Here is a 26,576-nt window from a genome sequence, read left to right as displayed (position 1 = left end):
TCACTTCACGCTCGCCGGTTGCAGCGATGCCGTCAGATCCACCTGGCCATCCGGCTGAAGCGCCGTGACATGCGCCTCCGACACTTGCACCTTGAACTGCTTGCGGGCGTCGTCGAGCCACAGCGTCCAGTTCGGAAACGACGTGTTCTTCAACTGAATCTGCACCGCCGCGCCGATCACCTGCACCTGCGTCGCCTGCATGCCGCTGTCCGCCAGCGACTTGGTGAGCGCATCGCGCAAGGCGCCGCCCGTCGGCGTCACGCTATCCGAATTGCCCGCGAGCGAGCGCGCCTCGTTGGCTTGCGCGGTCATCGTCGCGAGCTGGCGTTGCATGGCGGGCAGCGTGTCGCGCAAGCGGCCGCGCCCTTCGAAGGCAGGCGCCCACAGCACCAGATACACGAGCGCGAGGCCGAGAACCAGTCCGCCCCAGAACAGCAGCGCCTTTTCGCGTGCCGTGCGCGCCTCCCAAAACTCTCCGAGCGAACGTCCGAGTTCCGCTTTCATTGACCGCTCCTGATCGTCCACTTACCCGTGTTGCTGTCGATTGCACCGTTCAGCCCGTTCGCCGAGAGACGCCGGGAAAGATCGCCATCGACCTTCGTCTCCGGTTTGAACGTCACTTCGAGATGCCGATCGCGATAATCCAGCCCCGCGATGCCGTTCACCGGCACCGGCCCGAGCGAACGCGCGAGGCCATCGGCGAGTGTCAGAAAATCCGATGGCGACAGCTCGCCCGACGCCACGCGCAGACGATCGAGATTGCGCGTCATCTGATCGGGCGCGTCGAGCACGACGGTGGTTTTCGGGAAGGCGTTGAGCAGCAGCTCCGTCATCTGCGCGCTGATCGCGTCGCGCTGACGCGCAAGCTGAATCCACTGCACGTTGATCCCGATGATCGACACGACGATCGACGCCACCACGAGCGCGATCGGCACGCGCAGACGGCGCATCGTCGTGCGGTCTAGCCGCCACGGCTGCGCGGCGAACTCGAACTGGCACAGATCGAAGCGGCTCGCGAGCGCATTGCGTGCGAGCGACTCGAACGCGAGCGGCTCTGCGCCGACGATGCTCGCCGCCGCCCGCGACGACGCGAGACGCGGCTCGTCGCCCGGAAGATCGAGAAGCGAATACACGGTGACCGGCTGATCGCCCGCGAGAGCGTCTAGCGTCGCGGCTATGGAATCGGACGGCAAGGCGAGTCCCTCGCCGAGCGCCGCGTGCTCGCCGCGCGCAATCGCCACTTCCATGCGCGGCGTGACAAGCGCGGCCGGCGCGGCCACTTCGCCGATCAGCGCGGGCGCGGTCGAAACCACATGCCCGAGCAGTCCGGCGACGAACGGCGGCGCGGCAAGTGCTTCATCGGCTTCGCGGGACGGAATCGGCAGGCAACGCATGGCGGGCACCGCCTTCACATTGCGATGCCCCGCGCCAGAGAATGCCTCGCGCACGAAGCGGAACCAGCCGCGATCGATGACCGCGAGCACGCGCCGGCCATCGGCGAGCGCGACGGGATCGACGGCGATATGGCAAGTCTGCGCGTCCTGGATCACCTGATCCTCGATCACGTTCGGCAGCGCCTGACGCAAGCGCGGCCCCTTCAGCGGCGGCACTTGCGCGGCGAGCAGCAGCGTGTCGCGCGCGGCGACGATCAGCACGGTCGCGTTCGCACGCGGCAGCAAGCCGAGCGATGCGCGGCCAGCGCGCTGAGTTTCGCCGCGCTTGTCGAGCAGCACGAACGGCAGGTCGGGCAGATGCCACTCTTCCGAGCGCACCGCCGGATCGCGCGGCGGTAGTAGAACGATCAGTGTGCTCAAAGGCCACTTCCTCTCATTTAAAGCGCGTCGCGCGTATAGACGATGCGCGTCGTATGCGTGGTCGGATCGCGGTACACGAGCGTCGAGCGCTCCAGCTGCGCGCGCTCATGTTCGACGCGCCCACGGATCACGAAATAGCGTGTGGTGACATCGAGCTCGCTGGGATCGATCGATGTCGCGGTCTTCACGCCCGCGCCGGTGAGCGCGAGCTGCACGTTGCCGGTATCGTGAAAGAACACCGTCTCGCGGCGCGCGACGAACGCCTGCGCCTGCGATAGATTCATTCCCGGCACCACGGCCGCGACCACTTCGGCGGGCGCGGTGTTCATGTTCACGGCGGTCGTCGTCGGCAAAACGGTGACGAACGGCCTGAGCTTCGCGACGGCTTCCGGCGAGAAACCCTGCACGTCGAGCAGCGAGTCCACGCTGATCATCTGCAAGGGCGCGACGGGCGCGTCGGTATCCGCGTCCTTCAGGCCGGGATCGTCGGTGAAATTGCCGCCGCCCGTGCCACCGCCCTGCGCAATCGCCGCGATGGTCGCTTCCGGCGTGGTCGTGCTCGTCGTGGTGCTGTTGCCCGTTTGCGTCTGAAAACGCGTCGCGGACCGCGCGAGACCCGCGCGTATCTGCAGCGCCACCGTTTTCGCGAGCGACCCGTTGATGCCGAGAAGCGTAAGCAGCCGCTGGAACGCCTGAATCTGTTCGACGTTGATGGTCAGTACGCCCGGCGTTGGCGTCGACACGAGGTTGCGCAGATTGAACTTCGCCTGCGCGTCTTCAATCGATCCGGACAGAAACGTCTGCGCGCCTTCCTGCGAACGCACTTCACCAATCTGCCCGAGAAAGTCCGACAGCTTCGTCTTCGCGATGGGCACACCCCACACGCCGCCGAGATACGTGACGGTCGGCGAGGTATCGGCTTCCGAGCGCAAAATGAGGCGCGTCCAGTCGAGCGCGCTACGCGAAATCCACTGCGCCTGCGCGAGCAGCCGCTGATTTTCGATACGCCGCACCTGCACCTGCTGACGCCACAACATGCCCGACACCAGAATGGCCGACAGCGCGACCACCAGCAACGCGCTGATGATCGCGACTCCGCGTTCTTTCCGGCTTCTGGCGCGCATCGTCATTCTCCGACCATGAATACACGCGTGATCGGCACGGCGAGATTGCGCGCGCCGACCGCCACCTGAATTCCCGAAACCGCGCGCGGCAGCGGCGCGTTGCCGAGCTGCGGCACCTTCAGGTTGTTGTCGTTCTCGTTGATCTGCGAGAACACGTCGTTCATCCTCGTGGTCCAGCCTTTCTGCGGAATATAGACGCGCGAGGCGAGCGAAGCCACGCCGCCCATCAACTGCACCGCGTTCCATCCGTCCGCCGTATCGCTCGATGACAACGCGCGCCGCACTTCGCCCACATTTGCGAGCGGCGGCGACGCGAAGCGCACGATGCGCCCGTCCGACAAACGGTAACGCACGACCTGCAAGCGCGGCGGCGCACCGACCGCGAACATGCCGCGCACAATCTGCAGCGAGCCGTTGTCGATCGACACCGCGGGCTGACCCGCTTCGTCGTCGGTGGCGGCCTGACGCGCGTCGATACGCATCTGGTCGAACAACTGCGCGACCACGCGCTCGTCTTCCATCGAATTGGTGATGGTCGCACGGGCGCGGATGATGGAGTCGAGCCCGCGCCACGACAGCACCGCGATCACCGCCAGAATGGCGATGGCGATCAGCATTTCCAGCAGCGTAAAGCCGCGCTGCCTCGCGGCGTCAGAGGGAGCGATTCGTTTCATTCGCCACCACCGTGACCATTTGCGCGAGATAGCCCGAACGGCCCGGCGTCGTGACGAACATCTCGACGCGCCGGAAAATCGGGTTGGGCGTCGCGGTGACGCGCTGCGTGCAGACCAGCTTCAGGTTGCCCTGCGAACATTCGAAGGTGCGTGAGCCGATCTCCGGGAATGTGTGCGCCAGCCGAATCTGCGCGAGCTCGTTGTCCGCGCTCCAGCCGGCAAGCAGACGCCGATGCAAATCCGCCTCGCCGTTGGCAATCGCGCCGACCGCCCTCAGCGACGCGGCAAGCGCCACCGCGATGATCGCCAGCGCAACCAGCACTTCGATCATCGTGAACCCGCGTTCCTTCCGCCGGGTGCACATCACCGCACCTGAAAGCGGCCATTGCCGCTGCCGACGATGGTCGCGCGCCCTGCCGGCGAAACGAGCGTGACTTCCATGGGCGTGTCGATGGCTTCGGTGCCGAAGACGAGGCGGCTCGCCGACTTGTCGGAATCGAGAAACTGGATCGTCGCGCTCGTCACGCCGCCTTCCCACGGACGCGGCCGCAGCAGATCGTCGCGCAGCGGACGCCAGCCGTCCTCGGTGCGGATATCGAAGCGAAAACCGCCGTCATAAGGCTGCCACGCGATGGGCCGCGCGCGCACTTGCGCTTCGTCGCCCGCGGATTCGAACAGGAGCGCGAGACGCTGCGCTTCCTCGTTGAGGTCGGTGCGCGGATTGCGCGTGAGCTGCAACGAAGCCAGCGACACGAGCAGACCCGCGATCACCAGCACGACGAGCATTTCCAGCAGCGTGAAGCCTGCTTCACGGCCTCTATGCATATCGCGCCTGCCCACGATCATTCCTTCGATGAGATTACTGCCATGAACCGACGTCGGCGTCGTTGCCGTCGCCGCCCGCCTTGTTGTCCGCGCCGTAGCTGAACACGTCGATTTCGCCGTGTACGCCCGGATTCAGATATTGATACTGCGCGCCCCACGGGTCGGCCGGCAGACGTTCCAGATAGCCGCCGTCCTTCCAGTTGTTCGGCGCCGGTTCCGTGGTCGGCTTCTCGATCAGCGCGCGCAAACCCTGCTCTTGCGTCGGATAACGGCCGTTGTCCAGGCGATACAGCTTCATCGCCTGCATGATGGTGCCGATGTCCTGTTTCGCGGCGACGCGGCGCGCCTCGTCCGGACGACTCATGATCTTCGGCACGATGAGCGCGGCGAGAATACCGAGAATGGCGATCACCACCATGATTTCGATCAGCGTGAAACCGCCCTGACGGCGCGCCTTTGCAACGTTCATGCGGCGTTGTGTCCACAATTGCATGACTACTACCTCTTGATATGAATCCGGGGCTTGCGCCCGCTGTTATTGAAAATTCCCGCCGAGCATTCTAGCGAGCGCGTTCGCATGAACACGCGAACGAACCCGCCGCGCGGCGCTTTAGCGCACGTAGATCGTCGGTCCAGGAGGCATCTGCGGCAGGAAGATCTCCGACTTCGAGCCGTTACGATCGATGATGATCGAACGCGCGCGCACTTCCGAAAGCTTCACGCCTTGCGTGAGCGGACCGCCGAGCGAGATCGCGCGGGCCGGCTCGCCGCCATAACTGACGATAGCCGCCGCGCCGTGCTGCAGGGCCAGGATGCCGAACAGATGCACATCCTGATTCGCTTGCCGTTCCAGTTGTCCGCCGAAAATAGTCGCGGCCTGTTCCACCGACGGCGTGCGCGTGGCGGCGGCAGCGGGCAAGGGCGCGGTCTGCCGCGAGGTCAGCGTGACGACCCAGTACGTCACGGTCACGCAAAAGAGCGCGAGGGCGGCGAGCGATATCAGGCGAATTTGCAGGCTGTTCATTACTGCACCAGATTGTTCAGTTCGATGATCGGCAGCATCACCGCAAGCACGATCACCAGCACGACGCCGCCCATCGCCAGAATGAGCAGCGGTTCGAGCAGACTCGTCAGGAACATCGTGCGACGTTCGAGTTCGCGCGCTTCGCCTTCGGAGGCGCGGTCGAGCATGGTGGTGACGTCGCCGGTGGCTTCGCCGGAGCGGATCAGATGCACCAGCACGGGCGGAAACGTCTTCGTGTTGCCGAGCGCGCGCGACAGCGACGAACCTTCGCGCACGCGCACGATGGCGTCGTCGACGTTATTGCTCATTGCCCGGTTGCTCAGGGTTTCGCCCGCGGCCTGCAGCGCGCGCAGGATCGGCACGCCGGCGGCCGTCAGAATGGCGAGCGTGCTGGCAAAGCGCACGGTGTTATAGCCGCGCACCAATTTGCCGATGAGCGGCGCGGTGAGCAGCCAGCGGTCGAACGCCATGCGCGGCCCGGGCCGCGCGAGAATGCTCTTGACGATCCACGCGAAAAGCGCGACGCCGACCAGCATGGCCCACCAGTAATTCCGCACGAACGCGGAGAGCGCCATCATCATCACGGTGAGAACGGGCAGCGCCTGCTTGGTGCTGGCGAACACGTTCACGACCTGCGGCACGACATAACTCAAAAGAAACGTGACGATGCCAAGCGCGATGATCGTCACGATACCCGGATACGTAAACGCCAGAATGATCTTCTGTTTCAGCGCGTTGCGTTGCTCGATGTAGTCCGCGAGACGGGAGAGCACGAGACCCAGCTTGCCGGTATGCTCGCCCGCCGCGACGAGCGCGCGATAGATCTCGGGGAAGTCTTTCGGATGCTGCGCCAGCGCATTGGCGAACGAATGCCCGCCGAGCACTTCGGCGCGGATCGCGGCCATGAGTTCGCGGATGTAATCGCGCTCGGACTGCTCGGTCAGAACCGCGAGCGTTTCGCCGAGCGGCAAACCCGCGATCAAGAGGCTCGCGAGCTGACGCGTGAGAATGGCCTGCTCGCGCTGCGACAGACGCCGCCCGAGCGAAAGGCGTTGCTGCCGTTCGCCGCGCGTCCGCGTACCCGCCGCCTCGACGATAAGCGGCGTCAGACCTTGCGTGCGCAACTGGCTGCGCGCGGCGCGGGCGCTGTCGGCATCGAGCACGCCCTTTTGCGTCTTGCCCGCGTGGTCGATCGCTTCGAAACGGAAAGCCGGCATACGCCTTAATCTCCGCCCGTCACGCGCAGCACTTCTTCGAGCGACGTCACGCCGGTCGCCAGCCAGCGGTTGCCGTCCTCGCGCAGCGTGCGCATGCCTTGCTTGCGGCCCGCCGCGAGAATTTCGGCATCGGCGGCGTTGCGGTGGATCAGCGGACGGATTTCATCGTCCATCAGCAGAAGTTCGTAGACGCCGCGGCGTCCTGCGTAACCCGACTGGCCGCAGCGGTCGCAGCCCACCGGATGCCAATGCGTCACGCCGTCTTCCTCGACGCGCTCTTCCTTGCACACCGGACACAGTTGCCGCACGAGCCGCTGCGCCAGCACGCCGAGCAGCGACGATGCGAGCAGATACGGCTCCACGCCCATATCGGTGAGACGCGTGACGGCCGAAGCGGCGTCGTTCGTGTGCAAGGTCGCAAGCACCAGATGACCCGTGAGCGACGCCTGCACCGCGATCTGCGCCGTCTCCAGGTCGCGAATTTCCCCGATCATGATGATGTCCGGGTCCTGCCGCAAAATGGAACGCAGCGCGCGCGCGAAGGTCATGCCGATGCGCTCGTTCACCTGCGTCTGGCCAATACCCGACAAGTCGTATTCGATCGGATCTTCCACCGTCATGATGTTGGTGGTGGTGGTCTCAAGCCGCGACATGGCCGCATAAAGCGTCGTGGTCTTGCCCGAGCCCGTCGGCCCGGTGACGAGCACGATGCCGTGCGGACGGCCGATCAGCTTGTCGAAGTTCACGAGCGTGTCGCGCGCCATGCCGAGCTTTTCGAGGTTCAGGCGTTGCGCGTCTTTTTCGAGCAGACGCAGCACCGCGCGTTCGCCGTGTCCGGTCGGCAGCGTCGACACGCGCACATCGACGGGACGCCCACCGACGCGCAAGGTAATGCGCCCGTCCTGCGGCAGACGTTTCTCGGCGATATCGAGCTGCGCCATGATCTTGATCCGCGAGATCAGCGCGCCGTGCAGCGCTTTCTTCGGGCGCACGACGTCGCGCAACGTACCGTCCACGCGAAAACGCACGACCGACGCGTTCTCGAACGGCTCTATATGTATGTCCGACGCCTGTTCGCGCGCCGCCTGCGTCAGAAGCGCGTTGATCATGCGGATGATCGGCGCGTCGTCTTCCGATTCCAGCAGGTCCTCGACTTCCGGAATGTCCTGCATCAGGCGCGAGAGATCGACTTCCCCTTCCACTTCGCCGACAACCTGCGCCGCGCTGCCGTCGTTGCGCGCATAGGCGGAATTGATGGCGGCGGCCAGTTCATCGGCGGATTTGCGCTGGATGGACAGCGCGCCGAAATTGCGCGCGACTTCCGCGAGCGCGGCGTCGGACGTGCGCTCGCTGATCCAAACCTCGATGTTGTCCGCATGCTGATGCGCGAGCAGTATCTGCCCGGTTCGCGCGAAGCTGTAAGGCACGAGCCTGGCCGCGAGCGGCGACGCTGCGGCCGGCGCTTCAGCGTTGTGGGCGAGATTCGTGCGATCGGCTTCGGCGTTCAGCGTATTCACGGCCGTGCTCCTGACGAACTGTTCGAATTGTTCGAACTGTTATCCAGCGGCGTGGTGCTCGGCTGATTGTTGGGCACCGCGTAATTGGTTGGCGCATTGCCGTACGGCGGCTGCTGCGGCTGCGGCAACTCCGAACGCTGCGGCGCTTGCTGATACGGCTGCGGCGCGGGACCCGCGTTCGGGTCCTGGGGCAGCGTCGTGCTCGGCGTACCGCGCGTCAGGTTGCTCCAGTCCAGCAGATTCTGGGCCGGGGCGCCACCGCCTTCGCTCGGTCCAAGCGGCTTCGGCGGCATGACCGGTACGTTCTGATCGCGAATCAGGCGGTTGTCCGTGGTCGAGCCGTATTGTTGCTGGCGCATGTAGTCGTAGCGCGTGTTGGCGATCTGCGAAGCCGTCGCCTGATCGCGCACGATCACTGGGCGCAGGAACACCATCAGGTTGGTCTTCGTGCGCGTCTTGCTTTCGCTGCGGAACAGGCTGCCGATGAACGGGATATCGCCCAGAAGCGGAATCTTGCTGTTGTTATTGTTGTACTGATCCTGCATCAAGCCGCCCAGCACGACGATTTCGCCATCGTCCGCGAGAATGGTCGACTGCACGGAGCGCGTGTTGATGGTCACGCCGCCCGGATCGGTCTTGGTCGTGGCATCGACGCTCGAATCTTCCTGATAGATCTGCATCTTGAGCACGCCGCCGTCGGTGATCTGCGGCTTGACGTGCAAGGTCACGCCGACGTCGCGGCGGTCGAACGTGTTGAACGCCGTCACCGACGTCGCGGCGTTGGCGGTCGGCGTGGCGTAGGAGCCCGTCACCACCGGCACGTTCTGGCCGACGACGATTTTCGCTTCCTCGTTGTCGAGCGTGATCAGGTTTGGCGTGGAGAGGATGTTGGCGTCGGCGGACGTGGACAACGCCTGCAAGAGACCGCCGAGACCGAACAGATTGCCGAAGCGGTGCAGCAAGCCAATGTTCAGGCCGTTCGCCAAAAGACCCGTCGAAGCGGTGATCGCCGACGTGTTTTGCGCGACGGCTGCGCCCTGCACGGTCAAATCGAAGATGTTGGTATTGCCCGAGCCGAAGCTCGTGCTGCCGTACACCGCGTTGTTGCCGCCGTTCGAAAGCAGCAGACCCTGCCATTGAATGCCGAGATTGGCCCCGGTGGTGGCCGAGAGTTCGACGATCAGCGCTTCGATATAGACCTGCGCGCGGCGCGCGTCGAGCTGGTCGATCACGGCGCGCAGGTTCCGATAGACCGGGTCCGCCGCCGTGATGATGAGCGAATTCGTCGCCGAATCCGCCTGGATCATGCCGCCGCCCGAGTCGTTGCCGTTGTCGCTGTCCTTGTTCGACGAGAAACCGCTGTCGCGATTGCCGCCCGATCCCGACATCGGGTTACTGCCGCTGCCCGAACTGCTGTTGCCGCCAAAACCGCCTGGCAACGGCGGCACGCCCGACGTGCCGGTGGAGTTCGACGAATTGCCGAGCCCGCCGCTCTGGCCGAACGAATTCGACGAGTTCGAGTTCGAATTGCTCGACGAGTTGTCGTTGCTGCTGCCGTTGCCCTTGCCCATCATGCCGCGCAGGGTTCTGGCAAGACGCGTGGCGTCGGCGTTGCGCAACGCCACGACGTGCATGTTGCCCGGCTGCGAAGTCGGCGAGTCCAGCTTCTTCGCTAACGTTTTCGCGGCTTCGAGCCGCGCGCTGCTGGAAGCGCGGAACATGAGCGAGTTGGTGCGCGGGTCGGCGGTGACGACGACCTTGAGCGTGGCGTCCGTGCTGCCGATCGTGCCGGGGTCGAGCAGCTTGTTCATCTGGTCGGCCACGTCGATCGCGTTCGCGTTCTTCAGCTGGACCAAGTCCACCTCGCGCCCGGCGGCGGTGTCGATACCCGCGATGATTCCGGCGATCCGCCGCACGTTGTCGGCGTAGTCGGTGACCACGAGCGTGTTGTTGCCGGGATAGGCCGCGATGGTGTTGTTCGGCGAGATCAGCGGGCGCAACACCGGCAAAATGTTATTGGCCGATTCATTGCGTAACTGGAACACCTGCGTGATGACCTGATCGCCTCGCGCGGCAGGCGAGTTGCCGACATAGGTCGGCACGCCCTGCAGCTTGGCGTCGGCCTCGGGCACGACTTTCAATACACCGTGATCCTGCACCAGCGCAAAACCCTGCATGCGCAGTGAGGCTTGCAATGTCTTCAGCGCCTGATCCTCGGGTACCGGATTTTCCGAGACGAGGTTCAACTGCCCCTTCACCCGGGGATCGACGATGATTGTCTTGCCAGTGGCGGCGCCGATCGCCTTTGCGACCTGGTCGATATCGGCGTTGACGAAATTCAATGTCACTTGCGCGTGCGCGGCTTGCGCGACGATAAGTCCCGCCGCCAGCAGTGCCGTCGCGATGCGACGCAGTGCGATAGGTTGTCTTCTCATGAATGTGTTGTCTAAGCGAACTTCTCGGGTAAAGCCCGCTAAGGCAGCACCGCTCGTCAAGCAGAGGCGCCGCCGATCGTTTCCGGGCTAGCTTGCCCGGGCGACGATCATTTCAAAAAATTGTGACGATAGCAGCAACGCGTAACGAAATTATTCAAAAAATCGTTCAAGACCAGAATTTTCTCTAGCCGCCTTCGCTTACTGAATTCCGCCGCTCTCAAGCTTTCAACGAACTTGCCGATAAACCGTCTGTGAAGCCTTCACAGGCTGGCCCATGCGCGCGGGAGACGAATTGTAACCCGACTCGAAGTCTTATTATTCAGACGTTTAAGAACGCCTTCCGCCGCGCGGCTGGCGGAAAACGGCTGACCTATGGCGCGCCCTCGCCGGGGTGTATGTCTGGTGGCTAACTTATGGCGTCAAACTTCAGCGGGTATGATACGGGCGGTTCCGCATTCCGGGCGGCGACATCGGGGGTGGGTTTTCCCGATGCCATACGACTGCGAGCGTGCTTTGACTGGCGCCGACGCGGATGAATGACGTTAGGCGCCCGGTCGCCGAAATGGCGGCGTGACGCTTTTCCGCGTGGGCGGATGGAGTAGAAAGAAGATGAAGAGATTCCTGCGATTACTTGCGATGGCCGGCGGCGTGATGCTCGCGGCTGCTTCCGCACACGCCGACTGCTTCGACGAGGCAGCGAAGTATCAAAAGGTCAATCCGCTCATCTTGCGCGCCATCGCCTGGCAGGAATCGCACAACAAACCCGACGCCATCAACAAGAACGCCAACGGCTCGACCGACTACGGTCTGATGCAGATCAACTCGATTCATCTCAACACGCTGGCTCAATACGGTATCTCCAGCGGCACGCTGATGGAACCCTGCAAGGCCGTGTACGTGGCCGCATGGCATCTGCGCCAGAAGATGAACAAGTATGGCAATTCGTGGCAGGCCGTCGGTGCTTACCATTCCGAAACACCCGCATTGCGCGACAAGTATTCCTCGCAGATCATCGATATCCTGCGTCGCTGGAAGTTGCTTCAGGCTTCCAAGTAAGTTCGGCCCGGCGCTCAGGCGCTTGCGTCCTTGCGCCTTTCATCTGCATTTGATGCAAAATCCCTTCTCCGACAGCGCGCGCCGTTGACCATTGTCCGGCGTGTCGCTTCGCCTGTGCGCGGGCTTGCCGTTTGCCGCGTGTCCGCCTGCCTCTCAAATGCCGCTCGCCGGTCATCATCGCAATGAACTCAACGCCACTCCCAGTCACCGTGATTTCCGGATTCACCGGCGCGGGAAAGTCCGCGCTCGTCAATGCCATGCTCGCCAACGATGAAGGCGTGCGCGTTGGCGCCGTTAGCGTCGCTCACGAAGCGGACCCGGTCGAAGCAATCGAGCGAGACATCGCAGCGCTTGCCGAACAGCAGCGATTCGATGCGATCGTCGTCGAGCTGCCGCCGTTCGTGAACCCGCTCGATATCGCGGAGCAACTTGCTTTCGGCGACGACGAGCAAGCGACGCTCGGCGGTCAGGCCGTGCTCGATACCTTCGTCACCGTGATCGATGCGGCGAGCTTCCTGCGCGATTACGCATCGACGGATTCGCTCGCGCAACGCGGCCTTGCATCGCACGATGACGCGCACGACGAAGGCAGGACGGTGGTCGAGTCGCTCATCGAGCAGATCGAATTCTGCGATGCCATCGTGATCAACAAGATCGACCTCGTCGACGAAGAGGCGCTCGAAACGCTCGCGAGCATTCTTCATGCGCTCAATCCGCGCGCGCTTCAGGTGCAGACGCAGTCAGGCAAGGCGCCCATAGCCGACGTGCTCGATACGAACCGCTTCGATTTGGACAACACGGCAAGCGCGCCTGGCTGGCTCGCGATTCTCAACGACGAGCATCCTTCGAACGGCGAGCCGGATGCGTCGGGTGTCGGGCATCTCGTCTATCGCGCGCGCCGGCCTTTTCATCCGCAAAGACTGTGGGAACTGCTGCATCGCGAATGGACGGACGTGTTGCGCGCCAAGGGATTCTTCTGGCTCGCCACGAGAAGCGAAGTGGGCGGGGCGTTGTCGCAAGCGGGCGGGACGCTGCGGCATGGTCCGGCGGGCGTGTGGTGGGCGGCGCAGGATCGCAGCGAATGGCCAACGGACGATCCCGAGCTCGAAGCGGATATCGTCGCGGAATGGTTCGGTGACCCGGATGACAACAGCGTCGGCGATCGCAGGCAAGAGCTGGTGCTGATCGGCCTCGATCTCGACGTGGCGGCATGGGACGCCAACTTCGATGCATGCCTGCTCACCGACGAGGAATGGCTGCTCGGCTCGGACGGCTGGCGGCATCTGAACGATCCGTTTCCTGCATGGGATATCGACGATCACGAGCATGAACACGGCGATGACGATCACGAGCACGGTCCGGATTGCGGCTGCGACGGCCACACGCACTAAGCCAAACCGCACGAGTCGAGCGCGCGAAAAAAAACCCGCCGAAGGCGGGTTTATGTGTTGCTGCGGTCTGTCTGCGCGCACGCGGATTAACCTGATTCCGAGGCGCCGCGCTAAGAGCGCGTAGCGCCACAATCGGCAAGAAACTTACCGCTTGTTCACTGCGTCCTTGAATGCCTTGCCAGCCGTGAACTTCACCGTCTTTGCGGCCGGAATCTTGATGGACTCGCCCGTCTTCGGATTACGGCCGGTGCGCGCTGCGCGCTTGCCCGAACCGAAGCTGCCGAAGCCGATCAACTGCACTGCGTCACCTTTCGAGACAGCCTTCTTGATCACTTCGAGCAGGGTGTCCAGCGTTTCGCCGGTTTGAGCTTTGCTTGCGCCGGTCTGAGCGGCTACGGCGTCGATCAATTCCTGTTTGTTCATTAAGGTTCCTTTATCAGTTTAGGTTGACACGAACAGCGCGAACGCGCCGATTATACGTGCGCGGGCCGTGCAGTCGAGTAGGGACGGCCTTCCGGCGCGCCTTTGCGACGAACTGGCGTTCTTTCGCGCCACTTCTACGGCCATGCTTCGCTTCATTGCCCTCGCGCCGCCTCTATACGCGGCGCTTGGTATGATAGCGCAGCGCAAACCCAATCAGGACAAGGGTTTCAAAGATTTACCCTTATATTTTCCGGGCTTGCGGGCGGTTTTTTTGAGCATAGAACTCCGGGGTGCGGTCCATGCTACGCGAGCTGATCATCGAATACGGGCTGCCGTTGGTTTTTGCCAACGTTCTGCTGGAATGCCTCGGTCTGCCGCTGCCAGCCTTGCCCACATTGGTTCTGACGGGCGCCATCGCAGTCACCGCGAGCCTCGGAAAGAGCGGTCTCACGGCCATGTTTCCCGCCTCCGCATTCGCGCCGCTCGTCGCTATCGTGGTGGTCGCAAGCACCGCCGCGTTGCTCGGCGACACCCTCTGGTTCTGGCTCGGACGCCGTTATGGCAGCCGCGTGCTGGGCGTTTTGTGCAAGCTTTCCATCTCGCGCGACACGTGCGTGAACCGCAGTCTCGACTTCTTCGGCCGCTTCGGCGTGCGTATTCTCGCGGTATCCAAGTTCATCCCCGGCCTTTCCACGCTGGCCATTCCCGTGGCGGGCGCGACCGGCGTCAGCTTCGGCACCTTTCTGTTTTATGACGCACTCGGCGCGGTCCTTTGGTCGGGACTCGGCGTGACGTTCGGCGCGATGTTCGCCGATCTCGTCGATAAGGCGCTCGCCCTGCTCGACTGGCTCGGTCGCGGCGTCCTGGCATTCGCGGTCGTCGTGCTCGCGCTATATCTCGGCGCGCGCTGGTGGCGGCGCGTCACGTTGTTGCGACGCCTGCGCATGGCGCGCATCGAGGTTGCGGAGTTGCGCGCGTTGCTTGCGAGGGAACCACGGCCGCTCGTCATCGATGTTCGTCGCGGCGAGCGTCGCGCGATGGACCCGTATGCCATTCCGGGCGCGCTGCTGCTCGATCATGGCGGCATCGCGGCGCAGCTTGCGGGCATCGAGCGCGATCTCAAGATCGTGACCTACTGCGATTGTCCGAACGAAGTATCCGCGGCGTTGGCGGCAAAAGACCTGATCGCGCATGGTTTCGACGATGTCGCGCCGCTCTTCGGCGGTCTCGAAGCATGGCGCGCCGCCGGTCACGCGGTCGAACCGATTGCGCTCGAAGGCACGATGCCCAACGCCTTGCATGCGGCCAAAGCGCCGTCTGTCTAGTACATGCTTGAGTCTTGCCGTCTTCGTCCGGTATAGCGGACGCCTTCGATTTCCTTTCCCTTTCGCATGACCGAATCATCGTTGCCTACGGACAAGCTTTTCGCGCTGCACGATCTTCCCGCGCGCTGGCGGCATCGGCGCGTCTTTACTTTCGTCGATACGCAATTCGCGCACGCCAACCGCTTTCTCGACATCTGGCGACGTTGGCGTGATGACAACGCGCGCTGCGAACGTCTGCATGTAGTCGTCATCGCGCCGTTGCATGCGCTCGATGCAGCGCCGTCGAAGAACGGCGACCCGCTCGCGGACGCACTGATAAACGCCTGGCCGATGCGCGTCTCCGGCATGCATCGGCTCGAATTCGATGCAGGGCGCGTGGTGCTGACGCTCGCCATCGGCGATGCGAACGACATGCTGTCGAGACTGTGGCTGCGCGCCGATGCCTTCCATCTCGACGCCGCCGCCTTCGACAATCCGCAATGGTTGTGCAAGGGCATCGCGCGGCTTGCGGGCGACGATGCAACCGTATCGGCGACGAACATCGCGGACGCCGCCTCGTTGCGACGCGCATTGGAGGCTTCGGGTTTCACGTGTGCCGACGACCGAAGCGCGCGCTTCGCCCCGCGCTGGCGCGTGCGTCGTCACGAACCGCCGCGCGCGTCCGCTGTCCAGTCGCGCGAAGCCATCGTGATCGGCGCGGGACTCGCGGGCTCTGCAATGACATCGCGTCTCGCGGCGCGCGGCTGGCATGTCACGCTCATCGACCGGCACGCGCTGCCCGCGCGCGACGCGTCGGGCAATCCCGCTGGCGTGTTTCATCCCATCGTCTGGCGCGATGACAGCGTCGCCGCGCGGCTCACCCGTGCGGGCTTTTTGTTCGCGCTGAGTCAGTGGCAAGCGCTCGAAGCGCGCTCTTACGACTTGCAACGTAGTCGCGATGGCTTGCTGCAAATCGCGGACACGCCCGAAGACGCCGCCGCAATAGCCGACGCCATCGCCCGTTTCGCGTATCCGCGCGACTACGTGAGTTCGGTATCCAGCGCCGATTCATCGCGTATCGCAGGCGTGGATGTCGCGCGCGGCGGATGGTTCTTCCCGCACGGCGGCGCGATCTCGCCGGCATCGGTCTGCGCGGCGCAGCTTGCCGATGCCGGCGCCGCGCTGACGACGCGAATGAACACGGAAGTGGCGCGCATCGAACGTGATGGTGACAACTGGCGCGTCTTCGACACGCACGACGCGGAGGTCGCGCGAGCGCCGATTCTCGTGCTGGCGAACGCGCATGAAGCTGCACGACTCGCACATCTCGATGATGCAACGACGAGCAGCGTTCGCGGACAACTCAGCGTCCTGGACAGCACCACGCTCGATGGATTGCGCGTTCCCGTCATCGGCGAAGGTTATGCGGTGCCTTTGGGCGAACGAGGCACGCTGATCGGCGCGACCTATGACATCGACGATCCCGATATCGAAGTTCGTGACGCAGGGCATCGGGAAAACATCGAGCGCGTTGGAGCCATGCTTCCAGCACTGCAAGCGACGGCGCATGTGAAGCAAGGCCGCGTCGCGTTCCGTTGCGTGACGAGCGACCGCATGCCGATGATCGGCCAGTTCGCCGATGAAGCCGCCGCGCGCGCCGACGCCGCCCGCCTCAAAGGCGCGTGGCCGCTCGACCTGCCGCGCATGCCGGGTTTGTATGGCGCGTTTGCCTTCGGTTCGCGCGGGCTCGTCTGGGCGACGCTCGCCGCGGAACTCATCGTCTCGCAGATCGAAGGCGAACCTTGGGTCATCGAACGCGAACTCGCCGAGTCGATCGATCCCGCGCGCTTTTTATTGCGAGCGCTGCGTCACGGTCAATTCGACGCAACGTAGTTATCCAAGCCGGGTTGTGGATAAGACCCGGGTTTACCGAAGAACGAGTTGTGGACTCGTTGTGCACGTAAACGGGACAACCTGCACGAGTGCCCGAGCGTCCCGAAAGTTGTTCAAAGTTGACCGCCATGCCTGAACATGTTTACCGCTGCGTTCTGCTTTCCACAATCGCTTGTTTGGAAAGGAGAAATTGGTCTTATCCACAGATAAGGCAGGTGCTTGTTAACTACTACTACATGTATATACAGTAAACCTGTAAACACCTGACACAGAGGCTATCGGAAGAGGGAAATCGAATCCAAAAACCGCCCGCCGGTCAGCCTTGCCGCCTTCGCGCGTGCGCGGCTGTCGCTTTTACTTCATAAAAATCATGAGCCTGGACTTCCCTGTCACGGTCATCGAGGTATGGCACAATCGCGCTTCTTCCCGCGTCGCGCCGTTCAGACGGCGACCGCTTCAACGGAACGATGAGCGCGCGCCACGAATCTGATCAACCAGGGCCGCGCTGTCGTCTGGCCGTCGGCCCGCCTCCGGGCAAGCGCCGCTTGTCTTGCCCGCATCCGTCACCATCTCAATGCGCGCGAGTCGTAAGCCGCGCGATGGCGAGCCGGGTGCGTCGTCTAATTCGTGCACGGCTGGTTCCGTGACGCCGTGTTCGTTCGCTTTCGTTTCATTTGAATGAACTCATTCGCCTGAACAGGCGAGCCGCTCGGATGCGCCGCGCGCGCAAAGTCACGCAACAGAACGTGCATCCTCTGCTGCAACGAAGGAGAAGCAAACACGATGAATTCGGCCTTTTCGTTTTTGCCCGCCTGGCCGCTCGAACCCAATGCCATTCTTTGGGCAGGTCTTGCGCTCGTCACCGCCGGCCTCGCCGGAGAATTGCTCTGGCGCGCATGGCGTCTGCCGCGTATCACGGGCTATGCGGTCATCGGGCTGATCGCCGGTAACGCGGGGCTCGGTGTGATCGACGTCAGCGCAGGCGCCATCTCACGGCCTCTGCTGGATGTCGCGCTCGGGCTATTGCTCTTCGAACTCGGCGGCCGGCTCGATTTGCGCTGGATCCGCCGCAATCCGTATCTGATTCTGTCGAGCATCGCCGAAGCCACGCTTACCTTCGGCTTCGTGCTGATTGCGTTGATGTTATGCAACGTGCCGACAATGCCTTCGATCGTCATCGCGGCCATCGCCATGGCGACGTCGCCCGCAATGGTCATCCAATTGAAGACCGAATTGCGCGCCGAAGGACAGGTTACGCAGCGTCTTCTCACGTTGACCGCGTTGAACAGCATGTACGCGGTGATCGTCGAAAAACTCGCGGCCGGCGTGTTGCATCAGGAAATTTACGGCAATGCGTTTGCAACCATTCTGCAGCCGCTTTATCTGCTGATCGGTTCGCTCGTGCTGGCCTTCCTGCTCGCGCGTGCATGCAACCTGCTGTATCGGCGTCTGAATGCGAACGACGAGCACTCCTTCGTCGCGTTGTTCGGTCTCGTGCTGCTGGCTATCGCGATCGCGCATATCTTCAAACTGTCGATCATTCTTGCGCTGCTTGCAGCAGGCATCATCGTTAAGAACGCTGATGAAAAGCCGCAACTCTGGCCTACGCATTTCGGTTCCGCTGGATGGCTGCTGACCGTCATTCTTTTTGCGCTGACACTGACGTCATTCGAATGGCGCGATATCGCGCTTGGCGGTGTAGCGGCGCTCGCGCTGATCGTCGCGCGCTTCATCGGCAAGCTGGCCGGCGTGATGATTTTTGCAAAGCCGAGCGGCCTCGACTGGAAGCAGGGCGCGGCGTTGGGCGTCGCGCTCACGCCGATGTCCGCGCTTGCCTACCTGCTCGTCGACGACATGTACGTGCTTTATCCGAGCTACGACCCGACGCTTCGTGCGATCGTCATGTGCTCGATCGTCGTGCTGCAAATCGTGTCGCCGTTCCTGGTGTACCGTAGCCTGTCGGCGGTGGGCGAGCGGCGCGAATAGGCGCCGCACCGCACCGCACGGGCATTGAATTTTTTAGAGGCGTCATGGCACTCGAACCATTTATCGACTCCGAGCCGTTCACCTTCGGCGTGGAGCTTGAGATCCAGGTCGTCAATACGCACGACTACGATCTGACCCGCGCCGCGTCGGACCTCATGCGTCTCATCAAGGACGAAGAGATTCCGGGCAACATCACGCCGGAAATCACCGAAAGCATGATCGAGCTTTCGACCGGCATCTGCACGACGCATGAACAGGCCGTCACCGATCTGCGCAAGATTCGCGATACGCTGGTCGCGGCGGCGGATCAACTCAATGTCGGCCTTGCCGGCGGCGGCACGCATGCTTTTCAGCAATGGAGCGACCGGCAAATTTACGACGCGCCGCGCTTCCAGTACATCTCCGAACTCTACGGCTACCTGGCCAAGCAATTCACGGTGTTTGGCCAGCACGTGCATATCGGCTGCCCGGACCCGAATAGCGCGCTGTTCCTGTTGCATTCGATGTCGCGCTATATTCCGCACTTCATAGCGCTTTCGGCATCGTCGCCGTATATCCAGGGTGTCGATACCGGCTTCCATTCGGCACGGCTTAATTCAGTATTCGCGTTCCCGCTTTCCGGACGCGCGCCATTTGTCCTCACGTGGGACAGCTTCGAGGAATACTTTTCGAAGATGGTGCACACGGGCGTCGTGAACAGCATGAAGGACTTCTACTGGGATATCCGGCCGAAGCCGGGTTTCGGCACCATCGAGGTTCGCGTGATGGATACGCCACTTTCTGTCGATCGCGCTGCGGCGATTGCTTGCTATATACAAACGTTGTCGCGGTATTTGCTGCTCGATAAACCGCTTACGCCGCAAGAAGACGATTACCTCGTCTACACATTCAATCGTTTCGAAGCTTGCCGCTTCGGTCTGGAAGGCACTTGCGTGCATCCGCAGTCGGGTGAGCGGCACACCATCGGCGAAGATATTCTCGCAACGCTGGATGTACTTGCACCGCATGCCGAAGCATTGGGTTCGCAAGCGGCGCTCGCGCAGATCGCGGACATTGCACGCGGTGGCATGAATGACGCCACTTGGTTGCGCGGTGTATTCGACAAAGAGAAGTCGCTCCATGAAGCCGTACGTCAGCAATGCCTGCAATGGCGCGCATGACGCTGCCCTTACACACGCGTTGAAGTGAGAATCAAGACGAAAGGCCGTTTCGATGAAAGTCGAAACGGCCTTCGTGCTTTGAAACTTCGGTCTCGCTATGTTGTGTATGAAACGCGTGCATGCGGAACTTAGGAATAAGCTCGTTGCCTGAACGTTACGTGAATCGATACGGCATCTCTAAGGTTTCCCGTGAGAAGTCCGTATACCTACGTAATAGAAGGTAACGAGGGCTGCGCGACGCTATGGAAAACGTTAAAAAGCGCTGCAAGGTCAACGAATTGGAAAAACGATAAGGCGGTGAATCAAAGTTGAATGGATGCGCGCGGCCAACGATACGACAAAGGGTGGTCGAAAGATGCCTTGGCTTATCGAGAATTCGCTCACAACCAAACGCTACGTTTTTCCACGGGTTATCCACAGTTTTGCGTGAATAATTAAGGTGTACGTTTGTTCTAGGTCGCTTAGAATGGCGACGTTGCCGACGGCGCGTTATAGTCGGCAAAAACATAGCGCCGCAACCGGTCACTTTGGACGCAAAGCAAGATTGTCGAGCAGGGTGGTGAAGTGGCTGGTGACAAGATGGCGCATAACGAAGAGGGTTGCATGTCCCCCATTCAGGCAAAGCGAATTGGCTTGGTACGCCTGAATTTTGAGACGGCGGGGACCACGACCTGAAGGCGGTCTTTGGAATACTGACAGCAGTGCACAGGCAGCAGGTTCCTGGGGCGGCTTAGGGGACGTGGTGTTCGTTGGTTAGCGAACATGCCGTCAAAACCCATAAGCGGAACAACAAGCGAAAGATCATGAGTGAAGGTTTATACGGAGAGCAGGCGACGGGGCGGGTGACCCACGGCCTGCTGAGGCTGAGCACAGCGATGCGCAGCCAGGCCTGGGAATGGGCGGAAGGCGCGGGGCTTACGCCAACCCAGGGTGAAATTCTCGTACTGCTGATGCAGCGCAAGGGGCCCATGCGCCTCGGCGAGATTGCACGGGAAACCGCGCTGACCGCCGCGACCACCAGCGACGCCGTGAGCACGCTCGAAGGCAAGGGGCTCGTCGAAAAGCGCCGTGCACTCGACGACGGTCGCGCACTGGCTGTGCGTCTGACCGCACGCGGCCGCACGGCCGCCAAGCGCGCGCTGCAATGGCCGGACTTCCTCGCGAAGGCAGTCGGCACATTGCGTGAAGAAGAGCAAGCGGCGCTTTACCGCAGCTTGCTCAAGACCATCCGCCAGCTCGAAACACAACAGCAGATTCCGGCGCATCGGATGTGTCTGTCGTGCGCGCATTTCCAGCCGAGCAAGAATCCGAAGAAGGTGCTGCATCATTGCGCACTGCTTCAGATCGACATGGCGGATACCAATCTGCGTCTCGACTGTTCGGTATACGAAGAAGCCGACGTCGCCACGCAGAAGAAGAGCTGGAAGGTCTTCGCGCAAATCGCCTGAACGGCAACGGCCCGGGACAACCCGGGTCGATCGGTGCAAAGGTACGCTGTGAGGCCGCGTCGAGTCGGTTAGACTGTGCGCGTCGCGCCTCCTGGCGAGGCGCGGCTCGTCTCTACTCCGCAGTCCGAGCCACGGAAACCCGCCGATGAAACATGAAGTCCTGGCGATTCGCCACGTCTATTTCGAAGATCTGGGCAGCCTCGAACTGGTCCTCGGCGACCGCGGCCATCTCGTGCGTTATCTCGACGTGGGCCGCGGACGCATAGACGCGCCCGATCCGCTCGATGCATCGCTCATGGTCGTGCTCGGCGGGCCGATCGGCGCCTACGACGATGCGCAGTATCCGCATCTGGCTCCGCTTTTGTCGATGCTCGAAAAGCGCATTGCGGCGGGCTTGCCGACCATCGGCATCTGTCTTGGCTCGCAACTGATCGCGCGTGCTCTCGGCGCGCGCGTGTATTCGTCGGGAAAGCTGGAGCTCGGCTGGTCGCCGCTTGCGCTGACCGACGCCGGGAGCGCGTCGCCGCTGCGTCATCTCGAAGCTGACGGCAAACCCATTCCCGTATTTCACTGGCACGGCGACACCTTCGATTTGCCGCAGGGCGCGAGCTTGCTTGCATCGACGGAAGCTTGCGCGCATCAGGCGTTCTCGTGGGGCGAGCATGTGCTTGCGCTGCAGTGCCATCCCGAAGTGCTGCCAGACCGGTTCGAGAGCTGGCTCGTCACCTATCCCGCGGATATCGCCAGGAGCGGCGCCACGGCCGTCACGCTGCGTGAAGAGACGGCGCGCCACGGTCCCGCGCTCGAACGTGCGGCGCGCGCCATATTCCACGAATGGCTCGACAAGTTTCCCTGCACCGAACGTCAGGGCTGAAGGTCAAGGCGCGAATTGCGGCGGGTGGCACCGCATGCATCCTGCACGGAAGAAATCCCGATGCTATTCTCGATCGCATCTTTTCTCACCGAGCCTTCGACATGAGCGCGCTTTTCACTCCCAAGACCTTACGCAGCCTTCAGCTTCCCAATCGCATCGTCATTTCGCCGATGTGCCAGTACTCCGCCGAACGCGGCGAGGCCACTGCGTGGCACATGATCCATCTGGGCCAACTCGCGCTCTCGGGCGCGGGCATGCTCGTCATCGAGGCGACCGCGGTCGAGCCTGACGGCCGCATCACGCCCGGCGATCTCGGTCTCTGGGACGACGCGACCGAAGCCGCGCTGCGTCCGGTCCTCGCGGCCATCCGCCAGTATTCGGATATCGCCGTGACCATGCAGCTCGCGCACGCGGGCCGCAAGGCGTCGAGCAACAAGCCGTGGGATGGCGGCCAGCTGATCCGGGTTGCCGACGGCGGCTGGATGACGCACGCTCCTTCGGCCATTCCGCACAAGGAAGGCGAGACGCCGCCGCTCGCGCTCGATGCGGCCGGCCTCATTCGCGTGAAGGAAGCGTTCGTCGCATCGGCGAAACGGGCGGCGCGGCTTGGTATCGACGGCATCGAAGTGCATGCGGCGCATGGTTATCTGCTGCATCAGTTTCTGTCGCCGCTCGCCAATCAGCGCACCGACGAATACGGCGGTTCGCTCGAAAATCGCATGCGTTATCCGCTCGAGATTTTCGAGGCCGTGCGCGCCGCGTTTCCCGCCGACAAGCCCGTCGGCGTGCGCGTGTCCGCGACGGATTGGGTCGAGGGCGGCTGGACCATCGAGGACACGATCGCGTTCGCGGCGGAACTGAAGAAGCGCGATGTCGACTGGATCGATGTCTCGTCGGGCGGCGTATCGCCGCTGCAGAAGATCACGCTCGGGCCGGGCTATCAGGTGCCGTACGCGCAGGCGGTCAAGGAAGCCACGGGCGTGACGACCATCGCGGTCGGTCTCATCACGGAGCCGCAGCAAGCCGAAGCTATCGTTGGTAGCGGCAAGGCGGACTTCGTCGCCATCGCGCGGGCCGCGCTGTACGATCCACGCTGGGCGTGGCACGCCGCCGCCGAGCTCGGCGCGACCGTCACGGCGCCGCCGCAATACTGGCGCTCGCAGCCGCGCGAACTGAAGAACCTGTTCGGCGACGTGGCGTTCGGCCAGCGCTAACCAACATCATCAGTCGATACCCACGGATACTCACGGGCCAGTTGTTCGACAGCGGCCCGGGAGTGTACGATGACGATTGAGTTGAACAGCACGTTCAACCATGCCAACGCGGCGCCTCAGCGGCCACCGCGTTTTTTTTATCCGCTTTCGTCGAGACGATCCAAGACGAAGTGGACATGAAGCCAACCCCACACCTCGTTTATTAAGGATTCGTTCGATGAGTTCACGCAGGATCACCGTCCGCCGCTCGGGAGTACATGGCAAGGGCGTATTCGCCGTGAAGCACATCGCGGCGGGTGAGCAGGTGATGGAATACAAGGGCGAGCGTATCTCGTGGAAGGAAGCGCTGCGCCGGCATCCGCACAATCCGGATGAGCCGAATCACACGTTCTACTTCGCGCTCGACGACGGCAGCGTGATCGACGGCAAGATCGACGGCAACAGCGCGAAGTACATCAATCATTCGTGCAAGCCGAATTGCGAAGCCGAGGAAGTGGAAGGGCGCGTGTTCATCCACGCCCTGCGCGACATCGAGCCGGAAGAAGAGCTCAATTACGACTACGGCCTCGTGATCGAAGGCCGCATCACGAAGAAGCTCAAGAAAGAATACGAGTGCCGTTGCGGCGCGAAGAAGTGTCGCGGAACCATGCTCGCGCTGAAGAAATAGGCGCTTGCAACGCGATGGTAAAGAAGCCACTGCATGGAATCATGCCGTGGCTTTTTATTTTGCGGCGGCTGGCGCCGCGCCGTCCTTGAGCGGCATACGCACGATGAAGCGCGCGCCGCCTTCCGGAGCGTCTTCGTAATGCACCGTGCCGCCGTGCAGCGAGATGATGTCGTGAACGATGGCGAGCCCGAGTCCCGCGCCGCCTTCCACCATCTGACCGTCGCCACGGAAGAAGCGCTTGAAGAGATCGGGTTGCTGATCCGGCGGCACACCGGGACCGTTGTCCTCGATGACCACCTCGCCGAAACGCTTGCCTTGCGCATCGTGCCAGTCGCCGATGGTCAGCGTGATGCGCGAACCTTCATGACGCGACGGCGGCACATACTTGAGCGCGTTGTCGATGAGATTCGCGATCACCTCGCGCGTCAGCACGATATTGCCGCGCGCCATCATCGGGTGTTCGTTGTCGGGGTCGTCGAGACGCTGAAAGCCCAAATCCACGCCCGCCGACAACGCGCGCGGCACCCATTCCGCGCCGGTTTCGAACGCGAGCGTGGCGAGATCGAAGTCGGTGAAACGCGCGGCTTGCTCGCCCGGTTCGGCGCGCGCGAGCGAAAGCAGTTGATTCGACAAACGCACCGCGCGATCCGCCGATGCGCGCAGTTCCTTCACCGCTTCGATGGCCTTCGCCGGATCGCGCGAACTAAGCGCTTGCTCCGCGTGCAGCTTGACGGCGGTAAGCGGCGTGCGCAATTGGTGCGCGGCATCGGCGATGAATTTGCGTTGTGCATCGAGCGCGGCCTGAAGACGCACGAGCAAGCCGTTCATGGCGCTCGTGAGCGGACGGATTTCGCTTGGCACGAAGGTTTCGTCGACGGGTTCGAGCGAGATGTGGGTCTGCTGGTTGAGCGTGTCGGCGAGATCGGTGAGCGGGTTCAATTGCTGATTCACCACGCGCCATACGATCACCCAGCCTGCGAGCAGCAAAAGCAGCAGCGGCATCATGATCGCGAAGAGAAACTCCACCGCGATTCTGTAGCGCGAGCCCACGCGCTGCGCCACTTCGACGACGATAGGATTGCCCGTCGGCTGCGGCACGCGCACTTGCGCGGCGCGCACGCTCACGCCCTGATAGTGCGTTTCGAAAACGTATGCATAGTGGATGCGCCGCACGGCGGTGCCGGTCAGCGGCAGATCGGGCTCGCCGGCAATTTCCTGGTCGCCCGTGCTGATGCGATAGACGAGTTGCTCCACCGGATCGGAGAACATCGCCTGGGCGAGCGGCGGAACGGTGACGGGGGCATCGACGCCCGCGAGCTGAATCTGCTTGGAGATGGCGGTGGCGAGATCCGCGAGAGAACGGTCCACCACGTGCTGCGTGTACTGCCACGCGAGCCAGTACGCCATCAGGCCGCTCATCAGCGCGAGCAGGGACAGCGGCGCGGCCAGGCGGCGCAACAGCGTGCGCCGCAGGCTCGGTGACGCGGGAACTTCGGTGGCCTTAGATCGCGCCAGATCGAGCCAATCTTCGCGGGCGAAACGCTGATCGCCCGCGCGCCGGGTGGGAAGTCGCAAACCGTTCTACCGCCGGGACATCACGTCGCCTGACGGATCTCCTGAAGCAAATAGCCGAAGCCGCGCACCGTCACGATTTCCACGCGCGTGTTTTCGAGCTTTTTGCGCACGCGATGCACATAAACTTCGATGGCCGTATCGCCGAGATCGCCGCCGAAATGCGTCAGGTGATCCTGCAATTGCGCCTTGCTGACGACGCGGCCATGACGCAGCAGCAGCATTTCCAGCACGGCGAATTCGCGCGGCGACAGTTCGAGCGGACGCTCGTCGTTGAAGATGCGGCGATCCACGCCCGACAGACGCAAGCCGCCCAAGGTGACTTCGGGGCGCGGCACGTCGCCGTGCGGGCCGCTACGGCGCATCACGGCGCGAATGCGCGCTTCCAGTTCCTGCGGCTCGAAGGGCTTGAGCATGTAGTCGTCGGCGCCGCTGTTCAGCCCCTGCACGCGGTCATGCAGTTCGTCGCGCGCGGTGAGGATGATGACCGGCGTATGCCGGTTGCTCTGGCGAAAGCGCGCCAGAAGCGTCATGCCGTCGATGCCCGGCAGGCCCAGATCGAGAATGACCAGTTCGTGGCGGTTCTGCGCGAGCGCTTGCTCGGCGAAGATGCCGTCGTGGACCATATCGACCGTGAAGCCCGACTGTTCGAGGCTGCTCTGGATGCCGCGCGCAATGGGGCGGTCGTCTTCAATCAGAAGGATTCGCATGAACTCGCTCAAGTACGATGGGTTTAACCCGAGCCGGCGCCCAAGCCGGTGACATGCACGACGCGGCGGCGCGGGTTCGAGCCGGATCAAATCCGTTGATTCTCATGCGGCGTCGCGCGAACGTAACCTCGAGCCGCGAGCGGCCGTACACCGGATGACTTTCTGCCTGAACGTTGCCCAGGCTAGTTGCGCTGCTGATTGTACAGCGTCAGTCAGAAGTGCCGGTCGATCGGCCGGGTCCACGGGCG

24 protein-coding genes are annotated in these 26,576 nt (G+C 62.8%); 10 read left to right on the top strand and 14 right to left on the bottom strand.

Going from position 1 to position 26,576, the window contains the following annotated elements:
* The 11 genes from NCT03_RS14095 to gspD all read right to left on the bottom strand — a co-directional run bounded on the left by NCT03_RS14095 (nt 1) and on the right by gspD (nt 10,615).
* A complete protein-coding gene (locus NCT03_RS14095) occupies nt 1-504 on the bottom strand; it encodes a type II secretion system protein M (protein ID WP_244826648.1) in 504 nt (167 codons plus the stop codon).
* Nucleotides 501-1,814: a type II secretion system protein GspL gene (gene gspL, locus NCT03_RS14090; protein ID WP_250492854.1), complete on the bottom strand. Its 1,314-nt coding sequence runs from the start codon at nt 1,812-1,814 to the stop codon at nt 501-503. Before gspL ends, NCT03_RS14095 begins: the two co-directional genes overlap by 4 nt.
* Nucleotides 1,815-1,831: 17 nt before the next feature.
* Entirely contained in the window at nt 1,832-2,944 is a 1,113-nt protein-coding gene (gene gspK / locus NCT03_RS14085; RefSeq protein WP_244826646.1) for a type II secretion system minor pseudopilin GspK, read from the bottom strand.
* Nucleotides 2,941-3,612: a PulJ/GspJ family protein gene (locus tag NCT03_RS14080; protein ID WP_250492853.1), complete on the bottom strand. Its 672-nt coding sequence runs from the start codon at nt 3,610-3,612 to the stop codon at nt 2,941-2,943. Before NCT03_RS14080 ends, gspK begins: the two co-directional genes overlap by 4 nt.
* The gene (gene gspI / locus NCT03_RS14075; protein ID WP_244826644.1) at nt 3,590-3,976 is read right to left on the bottom strand and encodes a type II secretion system minor pseudopilin GspI; all 387 of its coding nucleotides are present in this window, start codon (nt 3,974-3,976) and stop codon (nt 3,590-3,592) included. Before gspI ends, NCT03_RS14080 begins: the two co-directional genes overlap by 23 nt.
* Nucleotides 3,976-4,458, bottom strand: a complete 483-nt coding sequence (locus NCT03_RS14070; RefSeq protein ID WP_244826643.1) for a GspH/FimT family pseudopilin — start codon at nt 4,456-4,458, stop codon at nt 3,976-3,978. The genes gspI and NCT03_RS14070 overlap by 1 nt, the downstream gene beginning before the upstream one ends.
* Before the next feature lie 13 nt (nt 4,459-4,471).
* Nucleotides 4,472-4,930 carry a type II secretion system major pseudopilin GspG gene (gspG, locus tag NCT03_RS14065; protein WP_244826642.1) on the bottom strand — a complete coding sequence of 153 codons (459 nt, stop codon included), beginning with the start codon at nt 4,928-4,930 and terminating at the stop codon, nt 4,472-4,474.
* 117 nt (nt 4,931-5,047) lie between these two features.
* On the bottom strand, nt 5,048-5,461 hold the full coding sequence (locus tag NCT03_RS14060; RefSeq protein ID WP_244826641.1) for a type II secretion system protein N: 414 nt from the start codon (nt 5,459-5,461) through the stop codon (nt 5,048-5,050).
* Nucleotides 5,461-6,678 carry a type II secretion system inner membrane protein GspF gene (gene gspF / locus NCT03_RS14055; protein WP_250492852.1) on the bottom strand — a complete coding sequence of 406 codons (1,218 nt, stop codon included), beginning with the start codon at nt 6,676-6,678 and terminating at the stop codon, nt 5,461-5,463. The genes NCT03_RS14060 and gspF overlap by 1 nt, the downstream gene beginning before the upstream one ends.
* A 5-nt stretch (nt 6,679-6,683) precedes the next feature.
* On the bottom strand, nt 6,684-8,195 hold the full coding sequence (gene gspE / locus NCT03_RS14050; protein ID WP_370652050.1) for a type II secretion system ATPase GspE: 1,512 nt from the start codon (nt 8,193-8,195) through the stop codon (nt 6,684-6,686).
* Nucleotides 8,192-10,615, bottom strand: coding sequence for a type II secretion system secretin GspD (gspD, locus tag NCT03_RS14045; RefSeq protein ID WP_250492893.1), 2,424 nt, complete (start codon nt 10,613-10,615; stop codon nt 8,192-8,194). The genes gspE and gspD overlap by 4 nt, the downstream gene beginning before the upstream one ends.
* A 624-nt stretch (nt 10,616-11,239) precedes the next feature.
* Between gspD and NCT03_RS14040 the strand changes: the two genes are divergently transcribed.
* On the top strand, nt 11,240-11,686 hold the full coding sequence (locus NCT03_RS14040) for a lytic transglycosylase domain-containing protein (protein WP_250492851.1): 447 nt from the start codon (nt 11,240-11,242) through the stop codon (nt 11,684-11,686).
* Between the two features lie 182 nt (nt 11,687-11,868).
* Nucleotides 11,869-13,077: a GTP-binding protein gene (locus tag NCT03_RS14035; protein ID WP_250492850.1), complete on the top strand. Its 1,209-nt coding sequence runs from the start codon at nt 11,869-11,871 to the stop codon at nt 13,075-13,077.
* Between the two features lie 144 nt (nt 13,078-13,221).
* On the opposite strand, the gene NCT03_RS14030 is transcribed toward NCT03_RS14035, so the two are convergent.
* Nucleotides 13,222-13,500: an HU family DNA-binding protein gene (locus NCT03_RS14030; RefSeq protein WP_008352404.1), complete on the bottom strand. Its 279-nt coding sequence runs from the start codon at nt 13,498-13,500 to the stop codon at nt 13,222-13,224.
* 299 nt (nt 13,501-13,799) lie between these two features.
* Here NCT03_RS14030 and NCT03_RS14025 point away from each other — a divergent pair, with 299 nt between their 5' ends.
* From NCT03_RS14025 to NCT03_RS13990, 8 genes are all read left to right on the top strand, one after another.
* Nucleotides 13,800-14,825 carry a DedA family protein/thiosulfate sulfurtransferase GlpE gene (locus tag NCT03_RS14025; protein WP_250492849.1) on the top strand — a complete coding sequence of 342 codons (1,026 nt, stop codon included), beginning with the start codon at nt 13,800-13,802 and terminating at the stop codon, nt 14,823-14,825.
* A gap of 66 nt (nt 14,826-14,891) precedes the next feature.
* Complete coding sequence (mnmC, locus tag NCT03_RS14020) at nt 14,892-16,697, top strand: bifunctional tRNA (5-methylaminomethyl-2-thiouridine)(34)-methyltransferase MnmC2/FAD-dependent 5-carboxymethylaminomethyl-2-thiouridine(34) oxidoreductase MnmC1 (protein WP_250492848.1); 1,806 nt, start codon at nt 14,892-14,894, stop codon at nt 16,695-16,697.
* 783 nt (nt 16,698-17,480) lie between these two features.
* Complete coding sequence (locus NCT03_RS14015; RefSeq protein WP_250466215.1) at nt 17,481-18,683, top strand: cation:proton antiporter; 1,203 nt, start codon at nt 17,481-17,483, stop codon at nt 18,681-18,683.
* Between the two features lie 44 nt (nt 18,684-18,727).
* On the top strand, nt 18,728-19,843 hold the full coding sequence (locus tag NCT03_RS14010; RefSeq protein WP_244826634.1) for a YbdK family carboxylate-amine ligase: 1,116 nt from the start codon (nt 18,728-18,730) through the stop codon (nt 19,841-19,843).
* Nucleotides 19,844-20,646: 803 nt separating this feature from the next.
* Nucleotides 20,647-21,291 (top strand): MarR family winged helix-turn-helix transcriptional regulator, encoded by a 645-nt coding sequence (locus NCT03_RS14005; RefSeq protein ID WP_244826633.1) that lies wholly within the window; start codon nt 20,647-20,649, stop codon nt 21,289-21,291.
* 145 nt (nt 21,292-21,436) lie between these two features.
* A complete protein-coding gene (locus NCT03_RS14000; protein ID WP_250492847.1) occupies nt 21,437-22,165 on the top strand; it encodes a glutamine amidotransferase in 729 nt (242 codons plus the stop codon).
* 101 nt (nt 22,166-22,266) lie between these two features.
* Entirely contained in the window at nt 22,267-23,379 is a 1,113-nt protein-coding gene (locus tag NCT03_RS13995) for an NADH:flavin oxidoreductase/NADH oxidase (protein WP_250492846.1), read from the top strand.
* Between the two features lie 217 nt (nt 23,380-23,596).
* Nucleotides 23,597-24,046 carry an SET domain-containing protein gene (locus NCT03_RS13990; RefSeq protein ID WP_244826630.1) on the top strand — a complete coding sequence of 150 codons (450 nt, stop codon included), beginning with the start codon at nt 23,597-23,599 and terminating at the stop codon, nt 24,044-24,046.
* A gap of 54 nt (nt 24,047-24,100) precedes the next feature.
* Here the strand turns inward: NCT03_RS13990 and NCT03_RS13985 are convergent, their stop codons facing one another.
* Complete coding sequence (locus NCT03_RS13985; RefSeq protein ID WP_370652049.1) at nt 24,101-25,621, bottom strand: sensor histidine kinase; 1,521 nt, start codon at nt 25,619-25,621, stop codon at nt 24,101-24,103.
* Nucleotides 25,622-25,641: 20 nt separating this feature from the next.
* A complete protein-coding gene (locus tag NCT03_RS13980) occupies nt 25,642-26,328 on the bottom strand; it encodes a response regulator transcription factor (RefSeq protein WP_244826629.1) in 687 nt (228 codons plus the stop codon).
* Nucleotides 26,329-26,576: the final 248 nt, after the last annotated feature.

This window comes from Caballeronia sp. GAWG1-1 (assembly GCF_023631465.1).
Lineage (GTDB): Bacteria > Pseudomonadota > Gammaproteobacteria > Burkholderiales > Burkholderiaceae > Caballeronia.
Note: the sequence above shows the minus strand (reverse complement) of the source record. Positions and strands in the feature narration are given on the sequence as shown.

Excerpts from the sequence above, each read along its gene's own strand:
- NCT03_RS14040 (WP_250492851.1), top strand. The coding sequence starts at position 11,240 with ATGAAGAGATTCCTGCGATTACTTGCGATGGCCGGCGGCGTGATGCTC.
- NCT03_RS14060 (WP_244826641.1), bottom strand. The coding sequence starts at position 5,461 with ATGAACAGCCTGCAAATTCGCCTGATATCGCTCGCCGCCCTCGCGCTC.
- NCT03_RS14025 (WP_250492849.1), top strand. The coding sequence starts at position 13,800 with ATGCTACGCGAGCTGATCATCGAATACGGGCTGCCGTTGGTTTTTGCC.
- NCT03_RS14000 (WP_250492847.1), top strand. The coding sequence starts at position 21,437 with ATGAAACATGAAGTCCTGGCGATTCGCCACGTCTATTTCGAAGATCTG.
- gspG (WP_244826642.1), bottom strand. The coding sequence starts at position 4,930 with ATGCAATTGTGGACACAACGCCGCATGAACGTTGCAAAGGCGCGCCGT.
- NCT03_RS14010 (WP_244826634.1), top strand. The coding sequence starts at position 18,728 with ATGGCACTCGAACCATTTATCGACTCCGAGCCGTTCACCTTCGGCGTG.
- NCT03_RS14070 (WP_244826643.1), bottom strand. The coding sequence starts at position 4,458 with ATGATCGTGGGCAGGCGCGATATGCATAGAGGCCGTGAAGCAGGCTTC.
- NCT03_RS13990 (WP_244826630.1), top strand. The coding sequence starts at position 23,597 with ATGAGTTCACGCAGGATCACCGTCCGCCGCTCGGGAGTACATGGCAAG.
- NCT03_RS14080 (WP_250492853.1), bottom strand. The coding sequence starts at position 3,612 with ATGAAACGAATCGCTCCCTCTGACGCCGCGAGGCAGCGCGGCTTTACG.
- NCT03_RS13980 (WP_244826629.1), bottom strand. The coding sequence starts at position 26,328 with ATGCGAATCCTTCTGATTGAAGACGACCGCCCCATTGCGCGCGGCATC.
- mnmC (WP_250492848.1), top strand. The coding sequence starts at position 14,892 with ATGACCGAATCATCGTTGCCTACGGACAAGCTTTTCGCGCTGCACGAT.
- NCT03_RS14005 (WP_244826633.1), top strand. The coding sequence starts at position 20,647 with ATGAGTGAAGGTTTATACGGAGAGCAGGCGACGGGGCGGGTGACCCAC.
- NCT03_RS14095 (WP_244826648.1), bottom strand. The coding sequence starts at position 504 with ATGAAAGCGGAACTCGGACGTTCGCTCGGAGAGTTTTGGGAGGCGCGC.
- gspK (WP_244826646.1), bottom strand. The coding sequence starts at position 2,944 with ATGACGATGCGCGCCAGAAGCCGGAAAGAACGCGGAGTCGCGATCATC.
- NCT03_RS14035 (WP_250492850.1), top strand. The coding sequence starts at position 11,869 with ATGAACTCAACGCCACTCCCAGTCACCGTGATTTCCGGATTCACCGGC.
- NCT03_RS14030 (WP_008352404.1), bottom strand. The coding sequence starts at position 13,500 with ATGAACAAACAGGAATTGATCGACGCCGTAGCCGCTCAGACCGGCGCA.
- gspF (WP_250492852.1), bottom strand. The coding sequence starts at position 6,678 with ATGCCGGCTTTCCGTTTCGAAGCGATCGACCACGCGGGCAAGACGCAA.
- gspI (WP_244826644.1), bottom strand. The coding sequence starts at position 3,976 with ATGTGCACCCGGCGGAAGGAACGCGGGTTCACGATGATCGAAGTGCTG.
- NCT03_RS13995 (WP_250492846.1), top strand. The coding sequence starts at position 22,267 with ATGAGCGCGCTTTTCACTCCCAAGACCTTACGCAGCCTTCAGCTTCCC.
- NCT03_RS14015 (WP_250466215.1), top strand. The coding sequence starts at position 17,481 with ATGAATTCGGCCTTTTCGTTTTTGCCCGCCTGGCCGCTCGAACCCAAT.